A 13,266-nucleotide genomic window follows, 5' to 3' on the forward strand; every position below is an offset into this window, starting at 1 on the left:
GGAACGTAATTCACCGGTCGGATAGTTTCGCTGGTGTGGTGCGGATTGGCTTCTGGTCCAGCTCCTCACGGCGACGCGGAGATGCGCTACGAGGACTTATAGCCGGGGAGTCTGCCGTCCAGTCGGGCCTTCCATTCCCAAACGCGGAGCTATTTCTCCGGCTGCCCTCGTCGTCGGAGCCAATGTTCCTTCAAACCTGGAGTGAGCGATGAACAACGACAGTCGGCAGGACGGCATTTACCCCTTCCCGGCCGGTATGCGGTCGCGTGAGATTGAAACCAACGGCGCCAAGATCCACGTACGCGTCGGCGGGCATGGTCCAGCGATCGTCATGCTGCACGGCTTCGGCACGACCGGCGACATGTGGGGTCATGTGGCGAGCGCACTCATCGAAGACCACATGATTGTTGTGCCCGACCTACGTGGATTGGGTCTCTCGTCGAGACCTGATGGCGGCTACGACAAGAAGAATCAGGCGGCGGACGTGTGGGGCGTCCTGGACGTCCTGGGAGTGCGCACTGTCGAGTTGGTGACGCATGACATCGGCATCATGGTCGGCTTCGCTGTTGCCGCCACCCAACCCGAGCGCGTGCGCCGATGGGTGGCGATCGATGCGCCGCTGCCCGGCGTCGGACCCTGGGATCGGATCACCCAGGATCCGGCCATGTGGCACTTCGGCTTCGGTGGTCACGACATGGAGCGCCTGGTTGCCGGTCGCGAGCGTATCTATCTCGACCGCTTCTGGAACGAGCTTTCCGTGGATCCGAGTCGGTTTGATGAAGCGAAGCGCCAGCATTATGCGGCGCTCTATGCGCAACCCGGTGCAATGCGAGCGAGCTTTGCCCAGTTCCTGGCGTTCAGCCAGGATGCGGCCGACAACAGGATGTTCCTTGCGCAGGGCAAGCTTCAGATGCCTGTCTTGGCCTTCGGTGGCGAAGCCACATTCGGCCCCGGTATCGGCGAGGTGCTGCGAAGTGTCGCCGATGACGTCGAAGATGCGATCATCCCGGATTGCGGGCACTGGATCACAGAAGAGCAGCCGCAGGCGACGACAGACCTGGTCGTCGATTTTCTGCGCCGGGCGCGTTGACGGCCGTCCCTGCCTGGCAGTGTCCCCGTTCAGTTCGAGCGGGACGGCGTTGGCTTTCACCACCGTCGCCGCCTCCTTGGGAACCGGCGCAGTGAATGTCCTCGTGACCCCGCCGCCGGCCCCCGTCGACCTCTCCGAGGACTCCTTCACGTACGGCTCGAACCTCGCGTTGCCGACGACCGCGTCCGCAACCTGCGTTTGCCCGAGTAGAGGGGGCCGCGTCGTGCTGCGGGTCGACCGACCATGTGGTGCACGAACGCTTTGAGGTGTTTGCGCGGCGTCTACTTTGTCAGGACGCCGGTACGCGGGGCCTGGTGCCGTCGTCCGGCGACGTCGGCGATCACCGCGTCAGTCAGCAGGGAAATGGATAGCCGACCGGTCGTATAGTTGCCGTATGGGCAGGATCAGTGACGCCGGGGAGAAGGTCCTCGCGGCCGGGCGGTCGCTCTTCGAGGCGCGTGGTTACTCCGCGCTGGGAGTGGCTGAGATCTGCAAGGCGGCCGGCGTGCCGAAGGGCAGCTTCTACTACTTCTTCGAGTCGAAGGAAGCGCTCGCGCTGGCCGTTGTCGACGAGCACTGGGCGGACCAGCGGCGGGAGTGGACGCGCGTCCTGGGCGGCGACGGCGAACCGCTGGAGCGGCTGCGGCAGTTGTTCGCGGAGACGGAGGCCGGGCTGCGTACCGGACAGCAGGACAGCGGCATCGTGCCGGGCTGTCTGTTCGGCAACCTCAGTCTGGAGATGAGTAACCGGACCGAGGTCGTCCGCACGCGACTGCAGGAGATCTTCGACGCCCAGGTCGAGATGGTCGATGCGGTCGTCACCGAGGCCCTCGACCGCGGGGACGTCACCGTCGCCGACACCCGGGAGGCGGCGCGGTCCGTCGTCGCCCAGCTGGAGGGCCAGGTGATGTTCGCGAAGCTCTACAACAACACCGGGCGGCTGAGCTCCCTTTGGGTCAACTCCCTTGCCCTGCTCGGGGCCCGCGCCGCCTGATCAGCGACCGGGGTCGTTCGGGTGGGGCTCCAGCGGCGTCACGGTAAAGCTCATCCATGGGCTCAGCGGCAGAGTGCCGAGCACCTTCTCGTGGAGTTCCGCCTCGTCGGCGGCGCACCAGACGCCGACGCTGCGCAGCTCGCCCACCGGGCGCCACAGTCTCGCCAGGTGGCCGATGGCGGCCAGTTCCCGGGCGCGTACGGCCTCGGCGGCGCGGCGCCGGTCGACCTCGTCCTGGCTGGTGCCGTCGGGGACGGTCGTGGTGATCTCGACCAGAAACTCCTGCATGCTCTCGCTCCGTTCGGGCCCGCCCCGCCGGACGGCGGAGCGCCGGGCTTCCCTGCCCTCAGCCTTGTCCGCCACGGGCGCGGGACGCCACGACAGGTTGCCTTCCTGCTGAGAGGTTCAGCCTCTCAGCCCGCGTAGCATGACGGGCGTGGAACTACGCCAGTTGAGGTACTTTGTCGCGGTCGCCGAGGAGCTGAACTTCGGCCGCGCCGCCGAGCGCCTCCTCATCGCCGGGCCCTCCCTCTCCCAGCAGATCAAGGCCCTCGAACGCGACCTCGGCGTACGACTCTTCGACCGCGACCGCCGCTCGGTGTCCCTCACCCCGGCCGGCGCCGCCCTGCTCCCGCACACCCGGGCGCTGCTGGAGCGGGCCGACGACCTTCAGCTCAGGGCCGGCCGGCTGGCGGGCTCGGAAGCGGTCCGGCTCGGCTACGTCAACTGGCTCCCCGCGGACCTGACCACGCGCACCGCCGGGGTCGCCCGGCTGCACGTCGACGCCTGGATCGCGCCCTCCCACACCCAGGCCGCCCGCGTCGCCGACGGCAGCCTGGACCTCGCCGTGTGCTGGGTACGCGACGAGGAGCTGAAACGGCATGGCCTGCGCGCCCGACTCCTCGGCGCCGACCGGCTCTACGCTGTGGCCACGGGCGCCGACACGGCAGACGTGCGCGCCCAGGACACCGCCGTCCTCCTCGACGACGACACCACTTCCTGGTCGTCCTGGAACGCCTACGCCGAGCAGCTGTGCCACGACACCGGGGCCCACGCGGTGCGCATCTGCGACGGCGGCATCACCGGCCCCGCCTTCTTCGACCACGTCCGCCGCAGCCGCCGCCCGGTCGTCAACTCGCCCAAGGGGCAGACCACCGCACTGCCGTCCGATCTGGTGCGGCGCGAGGTCGTCGCGCCGACGGTGCACTGGACCTGGTCGCTGGTGTGGCGCGAGGGCGAGACGAGTACCGCGGTGCTCGCCGTCGTCGACGCGCTCTGCGCCGGCGTCGACGACCTCGGACTCCGCTCCCCGGGCGCCTGGCTGCCCGAAGGGGACCCGCACCGCTGACGTGCGCTGGGAGACCGGGCCTCTCAGCAATGAGGATTCCGGTCCTGGTGAAAGGCCCTCTGACCTTTGACTTCGTCTTTGTGGGACGCCTAGTTTTCTGAATAGGCGACCGGTCGGCTAGTACCGGCCGGGGGCACCTCAGCCACTATTCGGAGAAGGTCGTCATGAGCTCTCAGAATCAGAAGGTCGCGATCGTCACCGGAGCCTCACAGGGCATCGGAGCCGGCCTCGTCGAGGCCTACCGCAAGCTGGGCTACGCCGTCGTCGCCACCTCACGCACCATCGCACCCGCCGACGACGCGGACATCCTCACCGTCCAGGGCGACATCGCCGACCCGGCCACCGCCGAACGCGTGATCGCCGCCGCAGTGGAGCGGTTCGGCCGGATCGACACCCTGGTCAACAACGCGGGCGTCTTCCTCTCCAAGCCTTTCACCGACCACACGGCCGACGACTACGCGATCGTCACCGGAGTGAACCTGGCCGGGTTCTTCCGGATCTCCCAGCTTGCCGTTCCGCACATGCTGGCCCAGGGCGGCGGCCACATCGTCAACGTCACCACCAGCCTGGTCGACAACGCGGACTCCCGCGTTCCCTCCGTCCTGGCCTCGCTGACCAAGGGCGGCCTGCAGTCCGCCACGAAGTCCCTCGCCATCGAGTACGCCACCCGCGGCATCCGCGTCAACGCCGTGTCACCGGGCACCATCCGGACCCCGATGCACCCGGAGGAGACCCACCAGGGCCTCGCCGCCCTGCACCCGGTCGGCCGGATGGGCGAAGTGAGCGACATCGTCAACGCCGTGGTCTACCTCGAGACGGCTCCGTTCGTCACCGGCGAGATCCTGCACGTCGACGGCGGTATGAGCGCCGGACACTGATCCCTGGCTCCGTCCGACGGCTCGGCTCCGCTCCATTCGACGGGAGAAACCCGATGAGCACCACGACCAACACCACGACGGACGACGCGGCGATCCTGCGCGGCGTCCTCGCCCCCTGGAAGGCGGCCGTCGACGCGCACGACCCGCAACTGGTCGCCTCCCTCTACACCGAGGACGCGATCTTCCAGGGCCTGCACCCGTACACCGTCGGGCACCGGGGCATCGCCGAGTACTACGACTCCCAACCCCTCGGCATGACTGCCGAGTACCGAATCCTCGAAACCCGGCGGTTGGCCGACGACCTGGTACTCGGTTACCTGGACGCCGAGTTCTCGTTCACCGACCGGACCCCGGTTGCCGTCAAGCTTGCGATTGTGGTGCGCCGGGTGGCGGACGGCTGGTCCATCGTCCACTACCAGGTGTCCCGGTTGGACTAAGTCGTTGTTTCAGATGGCGAGTCTGCGATAGGGGACGAGGCCGCTGTTCACACGGGTATGGGATCACGCGACAGGAACCGGCCGGGAGGCAGACCATCGGGCAGGACAAACATGATCGCACCGTAGACCGCAGGACCGACATCGCAGCCATCTGCGGCTCCCACCGCTCTCAGTGATCCAAACGAAACTGCCTAGGCCGCCCACTCCCGCAACAACTGCTCCCGCTGCGAGGCCCGGGGCGATTCGCCTTCCCACGCACGGCCCCACTCCGACATCGCAGCCAGCGTCGTCTCCATCGTCGCGGCCCCCTCCGTGAGGCGGGACAGCAGGGCGCGGGAGAGGTCGACCTCGGTCTGGGGGTAGCCGACGGCCGCGGCGACGTAAGCCGCCAACTCGTGGTCGCCGCCGGATGATTCGACATGCAGGGTCATCAACGGCGGGGCCTCGTCGACCCGGCCGGAGCTCACGGGCAGGGCCAGCTCCGTCACCGCGCTCAGGGCCAGGTTCCTGACCACGCCGACCTGCCGCATCAGGGACTTCACGGGCACGTCCGTCACCGTCAGGGCCGTCACGTCCTCCCACAGGCAGAGGGTCGACTGCCGGTCTCCGAGGCCCACCACGCCCTCGGGGGTCAGGCGCACCCCCGGAGCCAGACCGGACGGCTTCGCGCCCACGTACACGTCGCCCCCGGCGATCCAGAACAGCCCCACCATGGCCATGGTTGCTCACTTCCCCCGACGACGGCGCGGCCGTCGTGTCATTCATCAAACGATCAGGTCGTCCACCGCAACGTGCGGAGGAGGACGGCAAGTTCCCGACGCGGAGGGACACCTCCCCACGCGGTCATCGACGATACCGCTCTCGGCACCGAGGACCTCGACCAGGCCGCCGATGCCGACGTGGCCTCGACCATGTGCGGGGCGAGCCGACCGCTTGGGCCATGGTCGATGTGCTCACTCACCTCGCCGACCGCAAGGGTGCGGCGGTACGCCTGCCGGACGAGATCGCCACCCCTTATTCTTCCGCTGATCGCAGCACGTACGGCTGCAGGGCCAAGGCGGGGGACGGCACATGACATATCGGCGCGCGGTGATACCGGCACTGGTCGGAGGCGTGGTGATCACGCTGTTGCTGTGGTGGGCGGGGGCGAGCATGCAGGCACTGCAACTGCGCGGCACCACGACCGTGTTCGACCCCCAGTCCGTCAGTGAACTCCAACGCTGGCTCGGACCCTGGTCGTACGATCCCCCGGCGGAGCTGATGTCCGGCGGGCCCGTGGACACGAACACCGGGTTGAGCGCCAGCGCGGGCTTGAGCGCGAGCACCAGCTACGCCGATCTGTACAGCACCGCGATGCAGATCAGATTCGTGGCGGTCTTCGTGTTCTTCCTCGCCGGAGCGTTGCTCCTGGTCCGCAGGATCCCGCCGACGCGGGGCCGTACACCGGCGACCCTCCTCGCACTGTGGGCCTGGGCCCCGGTGGCCGGAACGCTGGCCGTGACGGTCTCCGCGCCGTGGCTGATCGCATCCAGGGGACACGGCAGCTACCGGGTCCTGCCGGCTCTGTCGGGTGTGATCGCGTCGAGCGGCCCGATCACTGTGTTCGCAGGGCTGTTGACCGCCGCGCTCACCGTGCTCGTGGCGCGTGTCACCGCCAAGGGTGAGGACCCGCAGCCCCGGCGAAGCGTGCCGCCGCACGCGGCCCGCCTGGCAGCGAGCGTCGGGACGGCGGTGGTCGCGTTTTCGCTGGTGGTCCTCTCGTACCAATCGGTGGCGGCCTGGATCCAGACCTCGTTCAGTGGCGCGGGAATGCTGTCCGAGCCCGGAGACCTGCTGCGCCAGTGGCTGCTGCTCGGCGGCTGGGCGGGCCCCGGTGCCACGGGGCTCGGGGACTGGCTGCTCTACCGATCCGTCGACGTGCTCATGCTGGTCGTGGTGTGGTGGGCACTGCGGCTGCTGCCCGGCCTGCTCACACGGACCACGGTGCCGGCGATGGCGGTGGGCGGGATCTGCGCAACCGTGCTGGGACTGCTGGCGAGCCAGGTGCTGCACATGGCGATCGACGACACGGCCGGCGTGTACGGGCCTGTGCAGCGGTTCTCCGCTCTCGGCACCGGCCCGGCCGCACTCACCTTCGGCATCGCGGCGGGGCTGGCAGCCGTTGCGACGCTGCGGCTGGCCGGGGGCCGCGACACGGGTGACGTGCCCGTCGGCCGCGACACGGCTGAGGTTCCCGGCTGAGAGAACGCGCTGTACGCCACGCGGCGACGTCTTGCCCGCCCCTGCAGTGATGTGTCGTCAGGGACCTTGGTGGGGGTGTTGCCGGCACCACCCCCAACCCGGGTCTCAGGCCACCTGACTGGCGGTCGGCCGCGCGGCAGGCTTTTCCCAGCACCGGCGAAGAGGCGCCGGGCACCGGCCAAGGACGGGGAAGAGCGATGAGCGGTCACACACGCCGAAGGATCCTCCAGGGAGCGGCAATCGCGGCGGCCGGCAGCGTCGTCGGAGGCTACGACCTCGGCCACTACGCCACCGAGGCGCAGGCCGCGACCCGTGCCGCGGGGGCAGGGGGAGGGGATCCGACTCCGTTCCTGGAGGGCGCGTTCGCGCCGGTCACCGAGGAACTCACCGCGTTCGGCCTCGAAGTGTCCGGCCGGGTACCGCGTGACCTGGACGGCCGCTACCTGCGTACAGGCCCCAACGCATTGGGTGTTGAGGACCCACGGGCTCACCACTGGATGCTCGGGGACGGCATGGTGCACGGCGTGCGGCTGCGCGGCGGACGCGCCGAGTGGTACCGCAACCGGTGGGTGCGTTCCTCGCAGGTGGCACGGAAACTGGGCGAGCCGTACCCGGGCCAGGTGCCGCCGGACGACTTCGCCTGCAACACACACGTCATCCCGTACAAGGGGCACATCCTCGCCCTCCAGGAGAGCGGGCCGCTGCCGTACGAACTGGACGGCGAGCTGAACACGGTGCGGCCCTACGACTTCCGCTCCACGCTGGAGGGTGCGTTCACCGCGCACACCAAGTACGACGCGGTGGCGGACGAACTGCACGCGGTGACGTACTACCCGACCTGGGACCACGTGCGGCACCTCGTGATAGACGGGACCGGCCGGGTGGCACGGACCACCAGGATCCCGGTCGCGGACGCGCCGATGATGCACGACTTCGCTCTGACCGGGAAGTACGTGGTGATCGTCGACGTACCGATCACCTTCGACGTGGCAGCCGCCGAAGCGGGGGCACCCGTGCCCTACGTGTGGAACCCGAAGCACCCGATGCGGGTGGGGGTGATGCCGCGCGGCGGCGGCGCCACGCGCTGGTTCGAGATCGATCCGGTGTTCTACTCGCACACGCTCAACGCCTACGACCAGGGCGACACCGTCGTCATGGAACTCACCACCATGCCCGCGCCGTTCTACGCCGCGGGCCGGGGCAACGGCGGGCCCTCCACGACCGGTACACCCGCCCTCGACCGCTGGACCATCGACCTGCGTGCGGGCCGCGTGACCAGCACCCGGCTCGACGACCTGCCGCAGGAGTTCCCCCGCGTCAACGAGTCCCTGGTATCGCGGCGGCACCGCTTCGCGTACGCGGCGAGCGCCGCGGAGATGTGGCGCGCCTACGAGACGGTCGACGGGGTGCCGCCGGACGACAAGTTCACCAACTGCCTGGTCAAGCACGACATGCTGCGGGGCAGTCGGCAGGTGCACCGATTCCCGGACGGCGCGGCGGCAGGGGAGCCGGTGTTCGCACCACGCCGCGGGGCGCGGGACGAGGACGACGGCTACCTCCTGTCCTACGTGCACAACCCCGACCGCGGCGCGAGCGACCTGGTGATCCTCTCCGCCCAGGACTTCACCGCCCGCCCTCTGGCCCGCATCCACCTTCCGGGTCGGGTGCCGCTCGGCTTCCACGGGAGCTGGGTGGCGGACGCGTAAGCCAGGCCCGGTGACATGACTGGCACCGGGCCCGAGCTCCCCCTCATGCTGCCCAGCCCTTCAGGTCACACGGACGCCGGCGTGCCCGCCTCCCGTGCCTGCGTCGCCGGGAGCCGGAATTCCTGGCCCGCCAGGGACTCGTACAGACGCACCGGGCTCATCTCGCCCGCCAGGTCGCCGTGCTGGGCCTTGGAGCGGCGGTAGATCTGCTCGACCAGGGCCGACAGTTCGGTGGAGACGCCGATGTCGCGGCCGAGGTCCACCGCGAGTCCGAGGTCCTTGCACGCGAGTGCCATGGCGAACGAGTCGTCGTAGTCCCCGTGGTTCAGGATGGACATGATGTCGTTCTCGAGGAAGTTCGAGGCCGCCGGGCTGGCCAGGAGCGCGTTGCGCAGGGTGTCCAGGCCGACGCCCGCCTTCACGCCCATGGCCAGGACCTCGGCGGACGCGGTGAGGTGGGTGAACCAGAGCAGGTTGATCATGAGCTTGACCGTGTAACCGGCGCCCAGCGGACCGACGTGGAGGATGCGCTCCGGGTCGCCCATCACCTCCAGCACGGGAAGCGCCGCCGCGAAGTCCGCGTCGGAGCCGCCGGCGAAGATCTGCAGCTTCCCGGCCTTCGCGCCGTGCGCCATACCACTCACCGGAGCGTCGAGACGGCGCACCCCACGGCGGTCGAGGACCTCGGCGGCGACCCGGTCCGCGGCGGCCGGCGTGGACGTCGACATGTCGATCCACAGGGATCCGGCGGGCAGCGCCTCGGCGACCGCGCCGCGTAGCAGCACGTCCTCGACGACGCGCGGGTTGGGCAGCATCGTCACCAGCACCTCGGCGTCGCTCGCGCTCAGAGCGGCGATCTCCGCCCAGACGGCACCGAGCGCCACGTGCTCGGCGGCGGCCTCGGGGCGGGTGTCGTGCACCGTCACCTGGTGCCCCGCCTGGATGAGATGACGGGCCATGTGGCCGCCCATGTTGCCCAGACCGATGAATCCGATCCTCATGATCTTTCCTAACTGCAGCGGCGTGCAAGGGTGTCGGCGAAGTGCCGTAACTACGGTGCGGGGGCGGGGAGTTGTGCGGACGGTCAGGCCTTGGGTGCCGAGTCCGCGAGCTGCTGTGCCGACGGCGTGTAGAAGGGGTTGGTGACGCCGGACTTCGCCGCGTCGAGCACGTCCGAGGCCGTCGGCCGGCCCTCGACGGCGGCGCGCAGCGCCTGGTGCGCGGCGACCCGCTGGTTGCGGAAGGACTCGTCCAGGTCGTCGACGCCCGGGTTGACCCAGATCGCGGCGATGATCAGCACGTCGTCCACCTCGCCGGCCGGGACGGTCCCGTCGAGCACGGCATCGGCGACCCCCTGCGCGAGGCCCGCCTGGGCCGAGCCCCAGGTGGCACGCTCGTGCAACTCCCCATCGGCGGCTGCCTTGTTGACAAACAGCGTCAGCGGCTTCACCGGCACCGAGGGGCGCACGACCGTCATGAACGGCACGTGCCCCGCGCTCGGCGTGGCCAGGGCGGTGGCCCATGCAGTCTCCACCGGACCACCCTTGCGGCCGAGGACGATGTTGGTGTGCGCGGCGTTGACGCCGTCGCCGACGAAGGCTTCACCGATGAGGGCGGTGGAGGCAAAGGACATGAGGGTGCTCCCGTACGAGGATCAGGGCGGTACAAGGCGGGTCGGGGCGGGATCAGGCAAGCGGCGTGAGGGGCCCAACAGGCGGGCACGCCGGACGAGTTGAGGGCTGTGCCGATGTGCGGCACGAGATGTAGCCGCACCGGCGGGACATACCCGCTTCCGGTTGGCTGCTCGGCGAAACTAGGTCGCCGCGCGACCGGCGTGCAAGTCCGCACCGGAAATCGAAACCGGGGTTGCGATGCGCGCAACCACAGCGCAACCCCCAGCGCGATCCCAGTACACCCAGCCGCACGATCCCCCGCGCAACCGTCCGCTCGACCACCGGTGTGCCCACACTCCGACCAGGCACTTCGCCGTCCTGCCGACGCCCTTACGATGCGGGCGTGAACGAAGCGAACGTCCCCCGGTCCGTCCGCAGCCAGGGCCATGGCCTGCGCCGCGACGTCGACCTCCTCGAAGCCCTCGGCTCGCCAGAGGCCCACCGCACCGGCGGCCTCGGCGTCGTACGCATAGCCCAGCTGGTGGGGCGCGACAAGAGCCAGGTGTCCCGGGCGCTCAAGGCGCTCGCCGACGAAGGCATCGTCGAGCGGGACCCCGACAGCCTGGAGTACCGGCTCGGCTGGCGGCTGTTCTCGCTGGTCGCGCGGACCTCGGAGAGCCGGGTCGTGCGGGTGGCGGGGCCGGTCATGCACCGGCTGGCCGCGGACCTGGAGGAGACCACACACCTGTGCGTGCTGCACGACAGGGAGGTGCGCACCCTGCTCTCGGTGTCCGGGCACTCCTACCGGCTGCGCGAATGGGAGGGCCGCGGCTGCCCCGCCTGGATCACGTCCGCCGGGCCGGTGCTCCTGGAGGGCGCCAGCCCCGACGAGCTGTATGTGCGGTTCGGAGCCACCGAAGAGGTGTCGGTGCCCGACCTCTGGTCCCGCATCCGGCGGGCCGAGACGGAGGGGTACGCCCGGGAGGTCGAGGAGTTCGAGGCCGGCCTGGTCGGCGTCTCGGCGGCGGTGCGCGACTTCCGCGGCCGGGTGGTGGCCGCGCTCAACGTCACCGCGCCCACCGAGCGATTCGCGGCGCGCCTCGACCACGCGGGACGGGCCGCCTCGGCCGCCGCGGCGAAGGTGTCGGCCCAGCTCGGCTGGGAGCCCCGGCAGTGAGCGGCAGCACGGGGGAGCGGTTGCGCTGAGCGCAACTCGCGTCTCGATCGCCGCAGACGTCTTGTTCCCGGCGGTTAACGGCCCGTAAATTCCTCGCATCCCGGCCCCAGCGCGACGGACAGAGACCCCAGAGACGTCCCCGCCCCGCACCGGGCCTGCCGTTCGGCACGCCCTTTTACCGCCGGTCCGCTTGGCATCACTTTCTTCCACCTGCCGGTTCCGTGCGCCCTGAGCGCCCGCGACCCGGTGCAAGGAGCAGTCCATGGACATCGACCTCGCCACCAACACCGACCTCGTCGCCGATCTCGCAAGCATCGTCAAGTCGCCCTACGGAGAAGGGGACTTGTGGATCGGCGGGCAGTGGCGCGCCGCGTCCGACGGCCGGACGTACCCGGTGTACGACCCGGCCACCGGCGAGGTCGTCCGCGAGGTCGGCGCCGCCTCGGCCACCGACGCGGCTGCCGCCCTCGACGCGGCGTCGGCCGCCGCCGACGAGTGGCGGCGGACCCCGGCCCGCCGCCGCTCCGAGATCCTCACCGGCGCTTTCCGTCTGATGCACGAGCACAGCGACGCCCTCGCCCGGCTCATCACCCTGGAGAACGGCAAGGCGTACCGCGACGCCAAGGCCGAGGTCGGCTACGCCGCCGAGTTCTTCCGCTGGTTCGCCGAGGAGGCCGTGCGCGTCGGCTCGGCCTTCGGCGAGGCACCGGCCGGCGGCTTCCGGCACGTCGTCATCAAGCAGCCGGCGGGCGTCACCGCGTTCGTCACCCCGTGGAACTTCCCCGCCGCCATGGCCACCCGCAAGATAGCCCCGGCCCTCGCCGCCGGCTGCCCGGTACTGCTCAAGCCGGCGCCCGAGACGCCGCTGACCGCGCTGGCCGTCGCCGCGCTGCTCGCCGAGGCCGGACTGCCCGACGGACTGCTCAACGTACTGCCGACCGACCGCGCCCCCGAGACCGTCGCCGCCTGGCTGGACGACGAGCGCGTACGCAAGTTCTCCTTCACCGGCTCCACCGCCACCGGCCGCGTCCTGCTCCGCCAGTGCGCCGACCACGTCGTCAACATGACGATGGAACTCGGTGGCAACGCCCCGTTCGTGGTTCTGGCCGACGCCGACGTCGACGCCGCCGTACGCGGGGCGATGGACGCGAAGATGCGCGGCGGCGGAGAGGTCTGCATCGCCGCCAACCGCTTCTACGTCCACGCCGACGTCGCCGCGGAGTTCACCGAGAAGTTCGGCGCCGCGATGCGTGAGGTCAAGGCCGGCCCCGGCCTCGCCGAGGGCGTCACCCTCGGCCCGATGATCAACCCGACGGCCGTGGAACGGATCACCGGCCTCGTCACCGACGCCGTGAGCCGCGGCGCCCGGATCGCCGCGCAGGGCGAGGTCCCGGCAGACGGCGGCTGGTACCACCCGGCCACCGTCCTCGCCGACGTCCCCGCCGACGCCGAGATCCTGCACACCGAGGTCTTCGGCCCGGTCGCCCCCGTCGTCACGTTCACCGACGAGGAGGAGATGCTCACCGCCGCCAACGACACCGGGTACGGCCTCGCCTCGTACGTCTACACCCGCGACCTGGCCCGCGGCCTGCGGATCGCCGAACGCCTGGAGGCCGGGATGGTCGGCCTCAACCGCGGCCTGATCTCCGACCCGGCCGCCCCCTTCGGCGGCGTCAAGCAGTCCGGCATCGGCCGAGAGGGAGGCCGCGAGGGAATCGAGGCGTTCCTGGAGACCAAGTACGTAGCCCTGGACTGGCCCGCCCTCTAGAGCCCGCACCCCGT

Annotated in this window: 13 protein-coding genes; 9 read left to right on the plus strand and 4 right to left on the minus strand. The window is 70.1% G+C overall.

The genetic code is table 11. The annotated features are described in order from the left end of the window. Positions 1-208 precede the first annotated feature (208 nt). Positions 209-1,090 (plus strand): alpha/beta hydrolase, encoded by an 882-nt coding sequence (locus ACIPWY_RS32755; protein WP_362907193.1) that lies wholly within the window; start codon positions 209-211, stop codon positions 1,088-1,090. 394 nt (positions 1,091-1,484) lie between these two features. Further along, entirely contained in the window at positions 1,485-2,084 is a 600-nt protein-coding gene (locus ACIPWY_RS32760; RefSeq protein ID WP_362907195.1) for a TetR/AcrR family transcriptional regulator, read from the plus strand. Here ACIPWY_RS32760 and ACIPWY_RS32765 read toward each other — a convergent pair whose 3' ends face one another. Next, positions 2,085-2,372, minus strand: coding sequence for a muconolactone Delta-isomerase family protein (locus tag ACIPWY_RS32765; protein ID WP_393702120.1), 288 nt, complete (start codon positions 2,370-2,372; stop codon positions 2,085-2,087). A gap of 139 nt (positions 2,373-2,511) precedes the next feature. On the opposite strand from ACIPWY_RS32765, the gene ACIPWY_RS32770 reads away from it, so the two are divergent. From ACIPWY_RS32770 to ACIPWY_RS32780, 3 genes are all read left to right on the plus strand, one after another. Continuing rightward, positions 2,512-3,432: a LysR family transcriptional regulator gene (locus ACIPWY_RS32770; RefSeq protein ID WP_393702118.1), complete on the plus strand. Its 921-nt coding sequence runs from the start codon at positions 2,512-2,514 to the stop codon at positions 3,430-3,432. A 164-nt stretch (positions 3,433-3,596) separates the two neighbouring features. Then, a complete protein-coding gene (locus ACIPWY_RS32775) occupies positions 3,597-4,310 on the plus strand; it encodes an SDR family NAD(P)-dependent oxidoreductase (RefSeq protein WP_393702116.1) in 714 nt (237 codons plus the stop codon). Between the two features lie 53 nt (positions 4,311-4,363). Then, positions 4,364-4,747 (plus strand): SgcJ/EcaC family oxidoreductase, encoded by a 384-nt coding sequence (locus ACIPWY_RS32780; RefSeq protein ID WP_362907203.1) that lies wholly within the window; start codon positions 4,364-4,366, stop codon positions 4,745-4,747. A gap of 191 nt (positions 4,748-4,938) precedes the next feature. Here ACIPWY_RS32780 and ACIPWY_RS32785 read toward each other — a convergent pair whose 3' ends face one another. Then, positions 4,939-5,466 carry a hypothetical protein gene (locus ACIPWY_RS32785; protein WP_362907205.1) on the minus strand — a complete coding sequence of 176 codons (528 nt, stop codon included), beginning with the start codon at positions 5,464-5,466 and terminating at the stop codon, positions 4,939-4,941. 352 nt (positions 5,467-5,818) lie between these two features. Between ACIPWY_RS32785 and ACIPWY_RS32790 the strand changes: the two genes are divergently transcribed. Together ACIPWY_RS32790 and ACIPWY_RS32795 are read left to right on the plus strand one after the other, a co-directional pair. Further along, positions 5,819-6,988, plus strand: a complete 1,170-nt coding sequence (locus tag ACIPWY_RS32790) for a hypothetical protein (RefSeq protein ID WP_401536215.1) — start codon at positions 5,819-5,821, stop codon at positions 6,986-6,988. A gap of 197 nt (positions 6,989-7,185) precedes the next feature. Further along, positions 7,186-8,694 (plus strand): carotenoid oxygenase family protein, encoded by a 1,509-nt coding sequence (locus ACIPWY_RS32795; protein WP_393702111.1) that lies wholly within the window; start codon positions 7,186-7,188, stop codon positions 8,692-8,694. A 65-nt stretch (positions 8,695-8,759) separates the two neighbouring features. Here the strand turns inward: ACIPWY_RS32795 and ACIPWY_RS32800 are convergent, their stop codons facing one another. Next, positions 8,760-9,695, minus strand: a complete 936-nt coding sequence (locus ACIPWY_RS32800; RefSeq protein WP_362907210.1) for an NAD(P)-dependent oxidoreductase — start codon at positions 9,693-9,695, stop codon at positions 8,760-8,762. 83 nt (positions 9,696-9,778) lie between these two features. After that, positions 9,779-10,327 (minus strand): formaldehyde-activating enzyme, encoded by a 549-nt coding sequence (fae, locus tag ACIPWY_RS32805; RefSeq protein WP_362907212.1) that lies wholly within the window; start codon positions 10,325-10,327, stop codon positions 9,779-9,781. 383 nt (positions 10,328-10,710) lie between these two features. Here fae and ACIPWY_RS32810 point away from each other — a divergent pair, with 383 nt between their 5' ends. Next, on the plus strand, positions 10,711-11,484 hold the full coding sequence (locus tag ACIPWY_RS32810) for an IclR family transcriptional regulator (protein WP_362907214.1): 774 nt from the start codon (positions 10,711-10,713) through the stop codon (positions 11,482-11,484). 262 nt (positions 11,485-11,746) lie between these two features. Further along, complete coding sequence (locus tag ACIPWY_RS32815; RefSeq protein WP_362907216.1) at positions 11,747-13,252, plus strand: NAD-dependent succinate-semialdehyde dehydrogenase; 1,506 nt, start codon at positions 11,747-11,749, stop codon at positions 13,250-13,252. Positions 13,253-13,266: the final 14 nt, after the last annotated feature.

This window comes from Streptomyces sp. NPDC090032 (genome assembly GCF_044748025.1).
Taxonomy (GTDB): domain Bacteria; phylum Actinomycetota; class Actinomycetes; order Streptomycetales; family Streptomycetaceae; genus Streptomyces.

Bases quoted from the DNA above. Each gene is read 5' to 3' on its own strand.
- ACIPWY_RS32755 (WP_362907193.1), top strand. From the start codon at position 209: ATGAACAACGACAGTCGGCAGGACGGCATTTACCCCTTCCCGGCCGGT.
- ACIPWY_RS32760 (WP_362907195.1), top strand. From the start codon at position 1,485: ATGGGCAGGATCAGTGACGCCGGGGAGAAGGTCCTCGCGGCCGGGCGG.
- ACIPWY_RS32765 (WP_393702120.1), bottom strand. From the start codon at position 2,372: ATGCAGGAGTTTCTGGTCGAGATCACCACGACCGTCCCCGACGGCACC.
- ACIPWY_RS32770 (WP_393702118.1), top strand. From the start codon at position 2,512: ATGACGGGCGTGGAACTACGCCAGTTGAGGTACTTTGTCGCGGTCGCC.
- ACIPWY_RS32775 (WP_393702116.1), top strand. From the start codon at position 3,597: ATGAGCTCTCAGAATCAGAAGGTCGCGATCGTCACCGGAGCCTCACAG.
- ACIPWY_RS32780 (WP_362907203.1), top strand. From the start codon at position 4,364: ATGAGCACCACGACCAACACCACGACGGACGACGCGGCGATCCTGCGC.
- ACIPWY_RS32785 (WP_362907205.1), bottom strand. From the start codon at position 5,466: ATGGCCATGGTGGGGCTGTTCTGGATCGCCGGGGGCGACGTGTACGTG.
- ACIPWY_RS32790 (WP_401536215.1), top strand. From the start codon at position 5,819: ATGACATATCGGCGCGCGGTGATACCGGCACTGGTCGGAGGCGTGGTG.
- ACIPWY_RS32795 (WP_393702111.1), top strand. From the start codon at position 7,186: ATGAGCGGTCACACACGCCGAAGGATCCTCCAGGGAGCGGCAATCGCG.
- ACIPWY_RS32800 (WP_362907210.1), bottom strand. From the start codon at position 9,695: ATGAGGATCGGATTCATCGGTCTGGGCAACATGGGCGGCCACATGGCC.
- fae (WP_362907212.1), bottom strand. From the start codon at position 10,327: ATGTCCTTTGCCTCCACCGCCCTCATCGGTGAAGCCTTCGTCGGCGAC.
- ACIPWY_RS32815 (WP_362907216.1), top strand. From the start codon at position 11,747: ATGGACATCGACCTCGCCACCAACACCGACCTCGTCGCCGATCTCGCA.